Origin of the sequence: Clostridium sp. UBA871, from assembly GCF_002295255.1 — a bacterium.
GTDB lineage: Bacteria > Bacillota > Clostridia > Clostridiales > Clostridiaceae > Clostridium_J > Clostridium_J sulfidigenes.
Genome location: NZ_DBFV01000011.1, coordinates 935,248 through 950,983, shown reverse-complemented (window position 1 = coordinate 950,983; position 15,736 = coordinate 935,248). Strand labels below are relative to the sequence as shown.

At 28.4% G+C, this 15,736-nt stretch carries 23 protein-coding genes and 2 pseudogenes; 1 reads left to right on the top strand and 24 read right to left on the bottom strand.

Annotated features, from left to right (window positions below):
* Positions 1 to 151 precede the first annotated feature (151 nt).
* The 24 genes and pseudogenes from B3086_RS17615 to B3086_RS17500 form a co-directional block, all read right to left on the bottom strand.
* A complete protein-coding gene (locus B3086_RS17615; RefSeq protein WP_346894074.1) occupies positions 152 to 832 on the bottom strand; it encodes a Crp/Fnr family transcriptional regulator in 681 nt (226 codons plus the stop codon).
* A 34-nt stretch (positions 833 to 866) separates the two neighbouring features.
* Positions 867 to 1,835: a lysylphosphatidylglycerol synthase domain-containing protein gene (locus B3086_RS17610; protein ID WP_346848272.1), complete on the bottom strand. Its 969-nt coding sequence runs from the start codon at positions 1,833 to 1,835 to the stop codon at positions 867 to 869.
* Between the two features lie 183 nt (positions 1,836 to 2,018).
* Entirely contained in the window at positions 2,019 to 2,189 is a 171-nt protein-coding gene (locus B3086_RS17605) for an aspartyl-phosphate phosphatase Spo0E family protein (RefSeq protein ID WP_346848271.1), read from the bottom strand.
* Positions 2,190 to 2,347: 158 nt separating this feature from the next.
* Complete coding sequence (locus tag B3086_RS17600) at positions 2,348 to 2,545, bottom strand: hypothetical protein (RefSeq protein ID WP_035133185.1); 198 nt, start codon at positions 2,543 to 2,545, stop codon at positions 2,348 to 2,350.
* A gap of 182 nt (positions 2,546 to 2,727) precedes the next feature.
* A pseudogene (locus B3086_RS17595) lies at positions 2,728 to 3,232 on the bottom strand (IS3 family transposase); the annotation flags it as partial.
* Positions 3,233 to 3,350: 118 nt separating this feature from the next.
* Positions 3,351 to 3,572 carry a hypothetical protein gene (locus B3086_RS17590; RefSeq protein ID WP_346848270.1) on the bottom strand — a complete coding sequence of 74 codons (222 nt, stop codon included), beginning with the start codon at positions 3,570 to 3,572 and terminating at the stop codon, positions 3,351 to 3,353.
* Positions 3,573 to 3,731: 159 nt separating this feature from the next.
* Positions 3,732 to 3,857 (bottom strand): annotated as a pseudogene (locus B3086_RS17585) (Gp15 family bacteriophage protein); the annotation flags it as partial.
* A gap of 91 nt (positions 3,858 to 3,948) precedes the next feature.
* On the bottom strand, positions 3,949 to 4,638 hold the full coding sequence (locus tag B3086_RS17580) for a hypothetical protein (protein WP_346894072.1): 690 nt from the start codon (positions 4,636 to 4,638) through the stop codon (positions 3,949 to 3,951).
* Positions 4,639 to 4,731: 93 nt separating this feature from the next.
* Positions 4,732 to 4,977, bottom strand: a complete 246-nt coding sequence (locus tag B3086_RS17575) for a hypothetical protein (RefSeq protein ID WP_346894070.1) — start codon at positions 4,975 to 4,977, stop codon at positions 4,732 to 4,734.
* Positions 4,978 to 4,982: 5 nt separating this feature from the next.
* Complete coding sequence (locus B3086_RS17570; RefSeq protein WP_346894068.1) at positions 4,983 to 5,804, bottom strand: rolling circle replication-associated protein; 822 nt, start codon at positions 5,802 to 5,804, stop codon at positions 4,983 to 4,985.
* Positions 5,805 to 5,926: 122 nt separating this feature from the next.
* Positions 5,927 to 6,970 carry a hypothetical protein gene (locus tag B3086_RS17565; protein WP_346894066.1) on the bottom strand — a complete coding sequence of 348 codons (1,044 nt, stop codon included), beginning with the start codon at positions 6,968 to 6,970 and terminating at the stop codon, positions 5,927 to 5,929.
* 101 nt (positions 6,971 to 7,071) lie between these two features.
* On the bottom strand, positions 7,072 to 7,233 hold the full coding sequence (locus tag B3086_RS17560; RefSeq protein ID WP_346894064.1) for a hypothetical protein: 162 nt from the start codon (positions 7,231 to 7,233) through the stop codon (positions 7,072 to 7,074).
* A gap of 102 nt (positions 7,234 to 7,335) precedes the next feature.
* Complete coding sequence (locus B3086_RS17555) at positions 7,336 to 8,097, bottom strand: sigma-70 family RNA polymerase sigma factor (protein WP_346894062.1); 762 nt, start codon at positions 8,095 to 8,097, stop codon at positions 7,336 to 7,338.
* Between the two features lie 146 nt (positions 8,098 to 8,243).
* Positions 8,244 to 9,092: a hypothetical protein gene (locus B3086_RS17550; RefSeq protein WP_346894060.1), complete on the bottom strand. Its 849-nt coding sequence runs from the start codon at positions 9,090 to 9,092 to the stop codon at positions 8,244 to 8,246.
* 119 nt (positions 9,093 to 9,211) lie between these two features.
* Positions 9,212 to 9,385, bottom strand: coding sequence for a hypothetical protein (locus B3086_RS17545; RefSeq protein ID WP_346894058.1), 174 nt, complete (start codon positions 9,383 to 9,385; stop codon positions 9,212 to 9,214).
* A 236-nt stretch (positions 9,386 to 9,621) separates the two neighbouring features.
* Positions 9,622 to 10,431 (bottom strand): hypothetical protein, encoded by an 810-nt coding sequence (locus B3086_RS17540; RefSeq protein ID WP_346894056.1) that lies wholly within the window; start codon positions 10,429 to 10,431, stop codon positions 9,622 to 9,624.
* A 97-nt stretch (positions 10,432 to 10,528) separates the two neighbouring features.
* Complete coding sequence (locus B3086_RS17535) at positions 10,529 to 10,672, bottom strand: hypothetical protein (protein ID WP_346894054.1); 144 nt, start codon at positions 10,670 to 10,672, stop codon at positions 10,529 to 10,531.
* A 9-nt stretch (positions 10,673 to 10,681) separates the two neighbouring features.
* The gene (locus tag B3086_RS17530) at positions 10,682 to 10,996 is read right to left on the bottom strand and encodes a hypothetical protein (RefSeq protein ID WP_346894052.1); all 315 of its coding nucleotides are present in this window, start codon (positions 10,994 to 10,996) and stop codon (positions 10,682 to 10,684) included.
* A 134-nt stretch (positions 10,997 to 11,130) separates the two neighbouring features.
* Positions 11,131 to 11,262: a hypothetical protein gene (locus tag B3086_RS17525; protein ID WP_346894050.1), complete on the bottom strand. Its 132-nt coding sequence runs from the start codon at positions 11,260 to 11,262 to the stop codon at positions 11,131 to 11,133.
* Positions 11,263 to 11,271: 9 nt separating this feature from the next.
* Positions 11,272 to 11,607 (bottom strand): hypothetical protein, encoded by a 336-nt coding sequence (locus tag B3086_RS17520; protein ID WP_346894048.1) that lies wholly within the window; start codon positions 11,605 to 11,607, stop codon positions 11,272 to 11,274.
* The gene (locus B3086_RS17515) at positions 11,600 to 12,982 is read right to left on the bottom strand and encodes a DnaB-like helicase N-terminal domain-containing protein (protein WP_346894046.1); all 1,383 of its coding nucleotides are present in this window, start codon (positions 12,980 to 12,982) and stop codon (positions 11,600 to 11,602) included. Before B3086_RS17515 ends, B3086_RS17520 begins: the two co-directional genes overlap by 8 nt.
* Before the next feature lie 12 nt (positions 12,983 to 12,994).
* Positions 12,995 to 13,807, bottom strand: coding sequence for a hypothetical protein (locus B3086_RS17510; RefSeq protein WP_346894044.1), 813 nt, complete (start codon positions 13,805 to 13,807; stop codon positions 12,995 to 12,997).
* A 124-nt stretch (positions 13,808 to 13,931) separates the two neighbouring features.
* Positions 13,932 to 14,228, bottom strand: a complete 297-nt coding sequence (locus tag B3086_RS17505; RefSeq protein ID WP_346894042.1) for a helix-turn-helix domain-containing protein — start codon at positions 14,226 to 14,228, stop codon at positions 13,932 to 13,934.
* A gap of 135 nt (positions 14,229 to 14,363) precedes the next feature.
* On the bottom strand, positions 14,364 to 14,573 hold the full coding sequence (locus B3086_RS17500; protein WP_346894040.1) for a helix-turn-helix transcriptional regulator: 210 nt from the start codon (positions 14,571 to 14,573) through the stop codon (positions 14,364 to 14,366).
* A 140-nt stretch (positions 14,574 to 14,713) separates the two neighbouring features.
* On the opposite strand from B3086_RS17500, the gene B3086_RS17495 reads away from it, so the two are divergent.
* Positions 14,714 to 15,370, top strand: coding sequence for a helix-turn-helix transcriptional regulator (locus B3086_RS17495; protein WP_346894038.1), 657 nt, complete (start codon positions 14,714 to 14,716; stop codon positions 15,368 to 15,370).
* Positions 15,371 to 15,736: the final 366 nt, after the last annotated feature.

Sequence of the window (15,736 nt, the reverse complement as noted above, 5' to 3'; positions counted from 1 at the left end):
ATTCATTTGAACTATGGTCTTATTGTACATAAAATAAATGCAGGAGTCCGTAACCTATGTTACGAACTCCTGTGATAATATATTTTTTTAAATGTTTTTATTTACATTGTTAGTATTCCATATTTATTAATACTTATCTTTTATATAATGTTTAATTAAACATTTCTTCTTCTAAAGCTTCTATATCTAATATTTTTATATTGCTTCTATCAAAATCTATATATCCCATATCCCTAAGATTTATTAGCTCCCTTGACAATGATGGTCTTGGTATTCCTAAAGCTGCAGCAATACTTTCTTTACTTTCTTTTAATTTAATTGTACTATTCTTCTGTAGTTTCATAGCTTCTAATATGTAATTTATAACTCTATGCCTTATATTCTTAAAAGATATATTTTTAATTTTAGAATTTAGCATTAGCACTTTATTACTAAGAAGTTCTAAAAAATTCTCAAGAATTCTTTTTTCTCTTGAAAATAGTTCTAACATATCTACCTTATCAATGTATAATATACTGCATTGATTTAGTGCAATAACTGTTGCTGGATAATTCTCTTGCTTTGAAAATATTATGGCTTCTCCAAATACATCACCAAGGGTAAGTTTATTTAAAACTATATATTTACCACTTGGATATATCCTTTGAAGTTCAATGGTTCCTTCTAATATAAGTCCTATAGTACTGCATTCTTCTTCTTCATGGGCAATAACTTCCCCTTTATCATATTTATTAATATGATATTTTGTTTCCTCATAAATTTTTTTTAGATTCTCAGAATCAATTCCTTTAAAAAGGAAATTGTTTTGTAGTAATTTTAATATATCTTTCATTATTCATCCTCTTCTTTTATTGTATTAACTTATTTTATTCTCGTATATGATTACCTAATTTATTTGACCTTAATACTACTCTTCCTACCCATAGAATTACTCCAATAATCCAAGGTATTATAAAGTAATATAGTCTAAATAAAAGCGTTATAGATAAAGCTGAGTTAGGAGAAAACCCCAGAGTCTTTAGTCCTAGTATCGCTACTAAATCAAAGGACCCTACACCTCCTGGTATAAAGCTTATAAGTGCAGCAATACATGCTAATATATTTACTCCTGTAACCGATACAAAGCTTGCATCACCTTTAAAATATTTAGCTATGGTAAAAAACATCATACTTCTCACTATCCACTCACAGGTAGATAGAAGGGTTAATCTGACCTTTAAATTTATACTTCCTTCAAAGTATAAATTAAATTTTTCAAGTTTATTGCTTAACCAAGTGAACCTATCTAAAAAATAATATATAGGTAGAAAAGCACAAAATATTAATATTACTATCCAAAGCCACTTTTGGTTATGTAATAATGGATATATTTTAAATACGTCTAATACACCTAAATAGCACATAACTGATAAGCCCACTATAGTTGTAGGTATTAGTATCATATTAAAATTTATCATGTCCTTAGTATCAATATTTTCATCTTTAAATAAAACAGTTCTAAGTGTAGCTCCTGTAAGCCCTCCAAACCCTATTATGTCATTAAAGCTATGAGCAATCCATGCAACTACAAATACCTTAAACTTATTTATATTGTATCTATAATGATCAGCTAGTACTACATCATAAAAGCATAAAAACGATATAGATATAATTGCAGATATTAAGAATATTACAAGATATGTATTAGGTATATTTCTTAATATATCTAGAACCTGATTTATATCTATCTCCTTAAATATACTCCTAGCTTCATAAATTACAAAAAGCATAATTATTATGGGAATTAAAATCTTTCCTCCACTTTTCACTTTACTTTTTCTTTGATTACCACTCACATTATGTCCCCCTAATCCAATTTGAAAGCTAAATAAAATATATATATTTTACTTAGCTTATATTTTCAACATATTACCATTCTACTACTTATATGCATTAAAATCTATATTTTAGATTTTATAGATACTTTTATTTATTTTATCTCCTTGGAGGAGAGACTTTAGATCTCTCCAACTTTTGTTTTACTCGAGGATTTTTCTCAGTATTGCATGATACTCATTTAAAACCACATCGAGTTTTTGGCTTGCGATGATTACTTCTGGATCTAGTAAATTAGTTTTTTCACTAATTAACTTTTGTAAATTTTGTCTCATTTCACAAACCCTTTTATCCATTTCATCAATTTTTCCCATATCGCCCCTCCTTTCGCTATAATTATAGCAATAAGAGGTTAATAACTTGAATATAAAATTAATTATTTTATACGGTTATAAATGTTAAAACAAATAAAGCAAATCTACTTATTTATAAAGTAAATTTGCTTTCCTCTAGATATAATAATTTCAATATATTAATCCTCTAATGTGTTATAAAGATATCCTTCTCCCTTTTCTATGGAATTTTCTATAGACTCCTTGTTCCTCTTTGTATTAGCTTCACTCTTTAATTCATTATCACTAACCTTATTTCTTACTTCCCTTCCAAGATCTCTTTCTATAGTTCCTGGATTATTATTTAATAAAGAATGATGTTCACTTTTTAAATTCATAATCTTACCTCCTAAAATGTAATTTATATTATTATCTTCATTAAGTAAGATTCATATACTTATTTATATAATAGAAAAACTTAATTATTATCTATTCTTCATAAATTATTTTCAATATAAAAAATTAAAGGACTTAGCTATAATAAAGTGTACCCTAAGTCAAGTACATTTTTAAAAAGGCTCTAAGATAAAAGATGATTTCTGTATTGAACAGGAGTCACCTTTTTTAAGTTCCATTGACCTCTATACTTATTATGATACTCCATGTAATCCTCAATCTCACATAAAACATCTTCAAAGGTTTCACAATGCTTTAGATTTGTTTCATCTTTTAAATGACCGAAAAATGACTCCTGCGGAGCGTTGTCCCAACAATTTCCACGTCTAGACATTGATTGTCCTATATTGTTTTTGCTTTAATTTTGATTGGAATATTGGACTAGTATAATGAGCACCTTGATCAGAGTGAATAAATACATCTTTACGGAGTAAATGCTTGTTCGATTTCACCAAATTATCAATTGTTTCTGTAACAATATCAATTTTTAAACTTTTAGAAATGTTATATGCTAAAGCTTCATTGGTAGAAGCATCTAAAATAGTTGACAAATAAACCTTTTGACCATTCTTATAAAATAAATAAGTTATATCTGTTAACAACACCTTACCAGGTATTTGTTGCTCATATTATCACTCCTAAAGCTATATATTAATTGTATTATACATAAAAATACCCTATATAATAGACTTTTTTTAAAGTGTCTATTATATAGGGTACATTTTAAAGTAAGTGCTTAAATTTATTTTATGCTTTCCACCTTTTGCCACAATTCTGACAAACTGCTTCACTATGTGTTTTAGATTTAGTTTTACTATTAGTTATTAAAGGTATAATTATTATTAAACCCAAAGTACAAATAGCTAACATAATCCATATCAACCACCCTAAACAACCTCTATGTTTTGTTTTCGTTGTTGTAACTGCTTGAACTGTAACATTCTGACTTCCACATTTAGGACATTTCATAATATGTAACCCCTTCCCCTATGTAAATATAAATTAATTATACATTATACAAGGAATAAATTACAATACTTTACTACCATCTCCACCATTAAGTAGAATTTGATTAATTTCATCAAGCTTTTCTTCTTCATCATTGTTAATAGGTATCTTATATAAGTTTTATATCTTTGTATAGTGTGCCTTTTGTTCCTTATCTTTTATTTTATTAATATCCATAGCACGATAACCCATAATTTTAACTATCTCATTATCCTCTTTAAGAGCTTTGAACATGGCTTTAAACCTGTACCAATGTAATTATTACAAATATATGGTAGCCTGTAGGGGGATATTTTTATACATTTAGATAAATTCTAATACATATGAATATATCTCCTTAAGTGCTTATATTACTATGTTTATCATTGTTGTTTTGTATTTTTAAAATACTATATTTTTCGTCTAATATTGGAGAAGTGTCTTCTTGGTGTCTTCTTTTATATTTATCTAACTGTACTTTTTCTCTAACACAATTTATCTTTTCTGTCTCATTGTAATTATTTACAAACTTTTTTTCCTCTAATAATATTAATACTTCTAAACACATAGAATAATATTCAATCTCTATGGCCGCTTTTTTACTTAAAAGACTAAATGCAAATTCTACAACTAGTACTCCTGCAAGTACTCCAAGTGATATTAATGTAGATAATGCAACTAACATAATTAAAGAAACTATAATGAACGTACCTTGTTTTATACTCCTTATATTAGGTATATTTTCCAAAATAGTTTTTCCCATGCTTCTACACTGTTCTACTAAACCCATCATATCTTCTGGATTTGCCATTTTCATAATAATAGAAGAAATCATTGCTGCAGAAATTGATATCCTCATAGTTTCATACTTATTATTATATTTCTCTAACTTACTATTAATATAAACTTTTTCACAAGAAATGTTAAGAGATTCTCCCATGGATAAATAATGATATATTATTTTCTCATACATATCATAATTTCTTTTTCTTTGTATTGAATCCTCAATATGCCTACTGTGTATTTTTTTAATGTACGTATTTTTCATATTTTCTCCCATATTATTGTATAGTTAGTACAATATTCTTACAAGATTATTATATAACAAATACACCTATATTTCTACATGTGTATTTAATCTTTAAATTGTACCTACTATCTCCTGGAGCTTTAAACCGAGTCCATACTTTCCACTAGTTAAATTCAAATTAACTCTTACCTTTGTAAATGGAGTTAATTCTTTTATAGCTTCAATATCTCTATGAATAATTTCAAACATATCTCCGGTTTCAATATCAACTAAATTAATCATTAAATACTGATTTTTTTCCTTTCCTTCCTTAAGCTCCACTTTAGTAACCATCATATCTATATTTTTTAATAACATTCTTATCACTCCTTTTTTACTAAATCAAAATAACTTACAGTTCCTATGTGCTCTCCTTTATGATCAACATATCCTACACTATAGTTGTTAGTATATTTCACATCATAATCTATAGATAACTTATTTAAAATCTCCTCTAATCTCTCAGTAGTATATATTTTAGTTTCTACAGGCTTATCTAATGTCTTTCTTGAATAACCATATATTCTATAACCTTCAAATTTCTTATTTATTAAATCCTTTGTAATGTATGCAGCTACATATAAAGCTATATTTGTATTCCCTTCCTGGCCCAGTTCTCTTATATCTACCCATCCATGTTCCCAGTACTTTAATCTAAAATCATTTTCTAGTTCTTTATGTTTCTTATTCTTTCTCTCTTTGCTGCAGCTTAACTTTATTCCTATAGATATATTACATAACACATGATAATGAAGCCTTTCTTTTTTAGTTCCATATTCTAATACCCACAAATACTTTAGTCCTTTCTGATTTTTTCTAAGTTTATTGAAACAATTATTCAATAATGATTTACTGTCCTTATAATTACTTCCTTTTTTAAAAGTCAATGTAATAAATGTTCTCATATCCTCATTACATTTAATTAATCTTACAATGTTATTCCTAGCATTATTTAATACTGTTCTCCTTGATCTATCGGAGTTAATTTCTTTTATATCATTATTTAAATTATTATCTCCATTTCTTCCATTGCTTTTTATTAATGATTCCCCTATTACTTCCTTGCCTTTAGTATTAATTACATAGTTATTTATTTTATAAACTTCTAGTCTTTTACCACACTTAATTATTTTTAAGTTATACATATCTAAACACCTTGATATTACTTGTTTTATAGATGTTTTAACGTTGTATTCTTGTATGAATTAAACTGCTACTAACAAGTTATAGAAGTAATTCCTACCGCCTTACACACTTAAAATGCTAGTCAGAACCGCTTGTAACCTAAAGGCAAACGCTTAAGTTCAGACCTACGCATTTTAAGTGCTACAGTTGGTTTGTATTTATTCAAATTTGCTAGATAAGTTTTTCCCCTATATATATTATCTGAATAACATATAAACTCTCTTTGAAGTAAATTAGTACCTTCTATACTACAACCTAAAAAGGCTGATATAGAACTTCTGTCTATGGCTCTAAATGTTACCCTAACATTGAATAGTTGTTTATATGGACAATTTTCTTTTAATAGACTTTGTCCCAATGCTATTAAATATATATTAAAGTGCCTTGCCTGGCTTAATACATCCATAATAGCCTTATTAATGGCTTTATCCTTACCTAGTACATTCAATTCATCCAATACCAAATATAATGGTCTTGACCTTATATAAGGCTTATCAATTATATTCTGTAGATAATTTAATATATTTTCATTTCCATTTATCCTTCTACCTTTAATACTTGTAAAATCTTTCTGAAACACATTCAGTAACACTATATCAGCACCCTTTAAATTCTTTAATCCTAATTCAATCCCTTTACTCTTACCACTATTACTCGCTCCTTGTACCCCTATATGAGGAGTTTTAAGCATATCAACTATAATTGTATTTCCTTTATAGTCATACCCTAGTAATAGCTCTGTAGGTAGTAATTCAAGTGGCTTATATTCTAAATCATTAATACTCTTTGTAATTACTTCAACTATTGCTTTCCCTTCCTGGTTACTCATAGTAATCTCTTTAGCTCTAAATAGCTGCTTAATATAATCCTGGTGCTTTTCAAATTCTTCATAGCTTATTACATTGCTAATATCTATTACAGTTTTAAACCCCCATTTCTCGCTCTCTATATCCTCAACATAAGCCTTAAGACTCGTCTTATCATTTACTATACATCTATTAGATATAAACTTTCTCAAAGTTCTTTTTATCCTTTGTTGCTCTGTTGTTTTTAACTCTTTAATTGTATAAATAATGCCTACTGCTGCTAAATACTTCAAATACATAGACAAATATACACCTATCACTATCCTTTATCTCCCTTTGATTGCTTTAATACATATATATGCACTTATCTGTTAAAAGTTGCATAATACAGATAATTTTTTATAAAAAAATAAGAGGGTGTTTATTTACCCTCTTTTTCCTTATAAGCTTTATATAGTATTCTCTTAATAAATGCACTATCTCCACCTACTACACCATTCTCTTTTACCCACTTATATAGTTTTTGCTCTTCTTCTGCAGTAGTTCTAAAATTCACAGTAATTCTATTTTGTTTTTCTCCCATGATATTACACCTCATTTAACTGTTATATATTACTATTATATGTTAAATATTAATAATATCACATACTTTTTACTTATTTTATGATAATGAATTTATCCCAATTTATGCTCCCATTAAATCATCAAAATATTTATTTATAAAATCAAGTTCTCTTTCTACATTTCTATAACTTAATTTTCTACCTCCAAATATTTCATTATAATACTCTTGACCTTTAATCCTACACCATGAAGTATGTCTTATTTTCCTAAATGAATTTTCTTTTATTTGCCTTACTCTTTCCCTTGTGATATTTAAGATCTCACCTACTTCTTGCATTTTCATAACATCACATTCCCAGCCATAGAGAAATTTAATTACTTCTCTTTCTCTTAAGGATAAACATTCATTCATTACTTTTTCTAACTCTTGTCGCAACTGCTTAAGATATAATTTATATTCTACATTTTCAAAACTGTTATCATCTACTTGTATGATATCTAGTAACTCTATGTCTTCATCCTGTCCAATTGGAGTATTTAAGCTTTTAGTAAAGTTATAAAGCTTATTATTCTGTATCTCCTTATCACTTCTACCATTAGCACATATACATATCTGTCTATTTATATAATGGACTGCATAAGTAATAAATTTAGCTTTTTTCTCATTATTAAAATCATAGTTCTTAGCTGCAGCTATTAAACCTATAACTCCACTATTGAATAAATCATCAAATTCTATGCCTTTTTTTCTTAATTTATTGTAATTTTCAGCTATTTTTTTTATAATTCCTATGTTCTGTTGAAGTAGGTCATCAAGTGCCTGTTTACTGCCATTTTGGTAGTGTTTAACTAGCTCTTCATTGTCACATTTTAATGTCTTCAATACAGACACCCCCTTTTTTCATTCATTTAAGGAACTTTGTACAAGGAAACCTCTAACAACGGTACTGTAGGGATTTCTTATTTTTCTGGTAGATAGGGGGGGATATTAAACCTTTTCCCCCTTCTTTTACTCTTTTTTACCCCAAATTATATAATCTTTACTACTGCATTATTATCAGTTATGATTGCATCTAAATTAAATAATGAAACACAGAATGTATAGCTACCATTCTTTACATCTTTATCTAGCTCTAACTTACCTTCAACATAGTTCAGTGCTATCTTATCTGATGCAGCCACTATAATATTAGTAATGCCTGGTACTAACATGAAGTTTACCTTATCTAAGTTCTTAATTACTGCAGCATTATTACAGTACTCCTCAGGACTTATAAGAACTGTAAACACTCTTTTATTCTTTTTACTTAACTTAGAGATAGCACTGGATATATCTTGAACTATATTATTAGTGTTAGCCACTGTAAGAGGTGTATTACTTAAAGCACTTATAATCTTATCTTCTAAGGTTATATTTACCTTATCATTTATCATTGCCCTTACTGCATCAATACTAGTTTCACCAACCCTACCTATGTGAAATTGTGACTCTTCCATATCTTTAATAAATATTTTTACAACTTCTTTATTAAATTCATGTGTAGTTACTTTTTCATAGTTACCACTTTCCCCAATTTGAAAAACATCTAATTCTAAATAATAAGCATGATACTTAGTTACACTTTCAACTAGAGCTGTAGGTTTATATATAAAAAATACTTCTCTAATTTCTTTTTCAGTTAATGTCTTTCCGCTTAATAAGTTATTGATTACAATTTCATTTCTTCTAGCTTCTAACTCCTCATGTATACCTTCATCATCTAAAAGACTTCTTCTCCCTTCAACACTGTTTCCCATATTTGCAGCTCTGTTTTCTCTAGTTTCTATTAAACTTAATACCTCTTGATCTGTTAAATGCTCCAACTTTCCTTTTATCATTAATTACCTCTCCTTACTTACATGGACTTTTAGATTTTTCTTTCTTAGCTTGATTACGCATCCAACGTTCCATAATTTCTTTTTCTTTTTTAGATTTTAGTTTCATTATGATCTACTCCTTAAATCGGTAGTTGTAATCTATCTTGACTACCTTCATCTTTTCTACTTTTACCGGATAATTTTTTAGCTCTCTTTTCCCAATATCTCTTTTGGGCCATCTTTACTTTATCTTGATTATTTTTACGCCACTCTCTCATATAGGCGTTTCTTTCAACTCTAGCCATTTGTTCCATTAGTGATATTCCTCCTTTCATTCAAAATAAAAAAGCCATGACTAATAAATTAGTTATCCTATTTAGGACTTCCAAAATATTAACCATGGCTCTTATGCCTTCCCACTTATCAAGTGAGGGTATTTCTTATATTTATCTTTATGTTTATATTATATCATGAAATCAGTTTAAAATATAGTGTTACCAATACTTTAACGTGGTTACTACATAATATTACTTAGTACCTACATATGATATTATATTCCCCATTCATCTTTAAGTTTATTTAGAAATTTCATACCCTCTCCATTATCTTTAGTAGTATCCGGATGAAGTTTCATAGCTGCAGCTTTATATATTTTCTTTAAATATGTTTTTTCTTCCTCTGTGTAGGTACTCATATTATTTTCAAAGTAACTACCAAAATTATAATTATTGTAGTTGCTTTTAGAGTTTTCATAGTAACTACGTTGATATTCTTTTTGTTGTTTATACTGCTCCTTTATCTCTTGAAGCTTTTTCTCATTTCTAACTTGTCCAAATACATCATAACAATAATCATAGGTATTATCTCCATATACTGACTCAAAGGCATCCTTAACCTTAAGGTACTTGTGTATAATAGCTTCATGCTCTTGGTGTGTCTTATACTCTTCTGTCTTATGGAACTCATTTTGTATACGTTCAATTAAAGGATCTAGTTTTTTATATACTAAGTCATATAATTCATCTTCTGATACTCCTAAAGATTTAATCTTTTCTTCCCATCTTGAAGATGTAAAATAATCTCTTATATACGTATTACTTTGAGCTATATCATAATACTCCATTGTACATATTACCCATTGTTTCTTTTTAACTTTCCCTTCTTCTCTGTAACTGTGATGTATGCTTATTTTATAAGCTTTCTTCATAGGTCTTTTAAATCTTCCTCCAGTATAATCATAGCCATACTTTACATGTTCTTCATTATACATTGTAAATCTACTTTCATATACTTTAAGTTCCTTATACCTTCCGTATTGATTTTCTTTCTTTAATTCTATCTCTTGAATTACACAATACATATATTTTCCTTTCTTGTAGTTACTTTGATTTATAACCTCGTAACCACATATTGATTAAAATTGAAGGGTGTACCAAGATTGACACACCCTATAAATTTTATTCTAATTCTACATATATTCTATAAAATTCACCTGTTTTATGAGGATTACTAACCTTTTTTATTTTACTTCCACTGGATAACTGCTTAAGGATCCTTAGCTTGTCCTCTTCTTTTTTATAACTTAGTTTAATCTTAACCATGAATCCTCCTTAAATGTAATCCATAATTTGAGTATCTTTTAAAAACTCTAGATTAGTAGTACCAGCTCTAACACCTTCTTTAAAATACAATTTACACATATTTGCACAGTTATATAATAAAGCATCATTATATTCATTTAATAATTTTTGATACTCTTTTGGAATATTATCACTCAACTTTTCAAATAATTTTTCGGATGCTTCATTAAGTTTAATTTGCTCTTTATCTTTATCTATAAGTTCTATTTCCTGGTACTCTTGAACATGATTGAATTCATTATCTATAACATTCCTAATTAGTTTTTTAATTTCTTCATGTTTCATAATATAAAATCCCCTTCACTACTTGATTTTTGTTAGATTTTGGGATACTCTAAAACTGCAATGTGATAGAGTATCTTTTAGCTCTATTGGTGATGAGTATTTGCGGTATTCATCACCTTTTTTACTTAATTTAATCATTTAATATCTCCGGCCATCTTCTTGCCTATATACCTTTTAAGCTTTTTATCTTCACATACCTGGTACTTGTCCTTAACTCTTAAGACTATAATTATGACTTTAGGCTGCTGCTTTTCTATGGCTATCAACTCCTATTTCTAAATTGAACCTTCATAATTAGGTTTATTAACAAAAATGATATCCATAGGACTCATATATTTAAGAGTTCCATCTTTCAATTCTATTAATGCTAATTCCTCTGTAGTAGCACTTTCATTTGCCATATATCTATGAAATGTAATCCATTTGTGGAAATAGCCATAATCATAACTATCAATTATTTCTACTCGTTCTCTTTCTTCTTTTTTTAAATTAGTTAAATCATTTTCATATTGATATTCTTTTTCATTCCAACGGTCTTTTGTATCTAATTCTCTCCCATCTAAATAATACTTTCTTCCTGTAACCCATTTTACTTCTCTCAAATTATTCACTCTTATTACCTCCAATACCAAATAAGTTGTTTTCATTTTCTACCTGGACCATATCAAGACTTCTAGTATAACCATAATCTTTTTCAAGCTCATTTTCTGTGTTGTAAAATCTTCTCCTAGTTTTTTCAAATGACAGTACAATATTAAATTCATTAGAACCACTAGGCCTGTCCTTTAAAAATTTTATAATACAGTCTTTAAGATCTATTTTATCTTTTTCCCATGCTTCTTTTTTCATGTTATCACTAACCCTTACTATGCCCATAACATAATCAGCTAAATTACTAATATCGGCACTTCCAGATATATCGAACTTATCAAGCTTAGGTTTATTTAACTCCTGTGGTTTTTTAGGATGTGCTACAAGGTGAATTAAAACATTGTATTTTCTAGCAAATTCTTTTAATTCATTTGTAAAATGCTTTTGACCTACGTACCTATCCTTATATCCACTTTCTAAATCCAACTTCATAAGATTGTCTATAATGAATACTCTTACACCTTTATTATTAAATAGGTATTCCATATCGCTTAACAATTGATTCGGAGAACTTGTCATGCTATCATCACTATAGATATATAGCTTATCCTTGATCCATCCATCTATAACCCTTATACCAATATTGCCAACCTTTTTATGTTTCACTCCATTATATTCTGTTGATACAAAGTGATCGTTAATGGCTAAAGTAGGATATAACCAACTCTTTAAATTGCTATTCGTAAGTTCCGGAGAATAAGCAAATACTTTATATCCCTGGCTTAAGCTTTCAGCTATACACATTTGATTTATAATAGTGCTTTTACCACTACCGTTATAACCTGTAATAACATTTAGACTACCCATCATAAACCCTAGTATCTTATCATCTATTCCTTTAAATCCAGTTTTTATCTTTTCAGCCTTGTTAATGTTGATAGTTTTTACACGATCCAGTGTGATAATAGTATTATCTGAATTAAGCTTTCTATTAAGCTCTTCTTCGTCCTCCACAACTTTCCTTATCATTAAGCCACAATCTTCAACTTTCCCACTTTGTAAAGCATTAGCTATTTCAATATATTTTCTATTGCTGCTATACTCTTTTAATATTTTCACATATGATTTTATGTTTATACTTAGTGAGCTGCTGAATAATTCAGCCAAATATGAGATGGATAAATTCTTATTCTCTCCGGCCACTAGCACTACATCCACAGTTAAATATTTCTTATAAGTATTAACAATCCCCTCAAATATGTTTTGATGCTTAGTACTATAAAAATCATCTTTACATACTCCATAACTTAATACTTTATCTATACTTCTATTATTCCTTAGGCACTCTCCTAATATATTTGCTTCTACTGCTTGATTTGATATCTCACCTATCACTTCCATACCTCCTTAACAGTATTTACTCATTACATCATCAATGCTCTTACTCCTTATGACATCTTCATTCTTACATTTAAGATAATTCACATACTTACTACCATCACTTAAAAACATACCTAGTTGCCTTATACCATCTTTATCCTTCCTTAAAAGGAATTCATTTAATCCCCATTGATACGTACACCATGTACAATCTTTGTCATTGTACATAGTTCCATAATTGTTGATAGCTTGTACAATTTCTTCTTGTGTATACTCTTTCAATGTCTTATCAATAGCTTTCTTAATCTCAGCAGTTATTTGTCTATGCTTCTTAATGTTTTTACTGATCCAATAATCAAAAATATGACTATATATATTATTAGATATTATGTTGAGATTATTATGTTGAGATGAGTGCTCCTTTTTCTTCTCCTTTTCTATCTCCTTTTGTTCTCCTATATCCCTTGTGAAGCTTGTATTTACAACATTTATTGTGCTCCTATTAATCTCTTTATTATGCTCTTTATTGTTCTCCTCATTTCTTGTCTTAAATCTTGATAAAAAATACTTGCTACTAGTTCCTTTATTACCCCTTACAACTTGAATTATGACAATACTTTTAGTGGTAAGTTCCTTTATAGCTCTTTCCATTTGCTTTTTAGAAAAACCTAACCTTCTTCCCCAACTCTCATAATCAAACCTAAATTCTCCAGGTAATAATCCATCATATTCTTCTTGAGTAAGGTTAGCTCTATACTCACATTCCATATAAACATCAAATACATAGCTCAAATTAGAGTATCTGTACTTTTTTCTTATTTGTATTTCGGTTAAATTCAACCTATCACCTACTTAAAGGCTTTCTTGAAGTACATTAATCCCTGTAGGGAAGGTTCACAATGGAGCTCTTCACAAAGCAACATATATTTTTGTAACATTTTTACTGACATATAAACCTCCTCAACTAAATATTAATTAAATTACCTAAAGTACCTATAAGTCCCTTAACAGTATTAAATTGAACCTCATAGGCTTTTAACTTACCTTCAAGCTCTTTAATGTATAGATCCTTTTTATATCCTTCTTCATTTGTTTCAATTCCTAAATAAGAATTTAAATCTTCCCGACTTACAAGATATTCTTTTCCTGTTTTAACTGCCTTCAATTTACCTTGCCTTATTTGATTAGTAATAAAAGTTCTAGGTTTTCCTAGTTCTGCTGCAACTTCATCTGTTTTCAATAATTCTCTAGGCTTGGCCATAAACTCACCCCTTATAATTAATAAAAATGTATTTCACAGAACTTCTGATATTCACGCTGAAATGCGTTCAGAATTAATCTGAAATGATTTTAGGTATATTCATACCTTTGAAAGCTTTCTTTGCTTAAATCACGTTTATTCTTTATCTGAAATAATTATTTCTGCTACATCTACATTTAAAGCCCTTGCTAATAGACCAATAGTCTTTGGCGTAGCGTTTCTTTTCTTGTGAATTAAGCTTGATATACATGTTCGTGTAACTCCAGATTTCTCAGCTAATTCATTAACTGATAGACAAGCATTTGCTTGAGCAATACTCAATTTTTTAATATCTAGCTCTATCATATATTCGCTCCTTTCAGTTTCATTTGTTATCTTTATATTTAAATAATACTCTTCATTTGTTTTCATGTCAATAATATTTTAAAAATAACTTTTCATTTGTTGTCTTTTGATTTATTATGAATATATGGAGGTGATAACAATTGATAGGTGATAATATCAAGAGATTAAGAATTTATAACGGATGGACTCAAAATGACCTTGCAAATAAAAGCGGTGTTAGCAGAGTATCTATTGGCAATTATGAAAGAAATGACAGAACACCACCAGCTGATATATTGAATAAAATATCAATTGCCCTTGGTGTATCTGTAAATGACTTGTTAGAAAACGACTTAAACTTTTCTAAAAAAATAATAGATTCTATGGAAATTCCTATTTTAAAAAGTGTAGGTTTTGGAGATACATTAGAAATTATATCTGAAGACTTAAACATTGAATACAAATTATTAGAGTCATGTGTGTATGAAAATAATGAACTCCCTATAGATATACAAGAAAAGTTATTAGAAGCTTTTTCATGTTTAGATTTTCCTTCATTCTTGAAATTTATAGAAAAATATAAAGATGTGATACAAAAATCTGATAGACTAGATAAATTTATATCAGAGCTTTTTGTTAAAAATATATATGATATAGATCAAAAATCCTTAGAAATTTTGAAATCATATATACTACTTGTTTTTAGTAAAGATATAACTAACTCATTAGATGATAATATGCTTGAAGATTTACAAAAGGAACTTCGTAAATTTATAGAATTTAAATTATATGAATATATGAATAAAAACAAAGAGTAGTTACCACAACTTACATCTTAGTAACTTCAACGAGTGCAAACTTGCACTCACCACAAGTTTGTGGTCAGTAAGCTCAATTTTGAGCACAAATTTTAACCACATCAAAATTGATGACGTTCTATGAGATATCAATTATTTCTATGTTATTTATAACCTATCTTATCGCCTTCTAAATTTTTCATTGGGGAACTTTCTGTGATGTAATCTGGTAACAACGGTACTGTAGGGATTTCCTCTTTTTCTAGTAAGTAGGGGGGTAATGACGTTAGTTAGATATCGGCACTACCGACCCCATAGGCTCCGGACTATAAGTCTATAACCCTCGACATTATGACGAACCTCGTCAAATCGTCAAAAATGACGAAA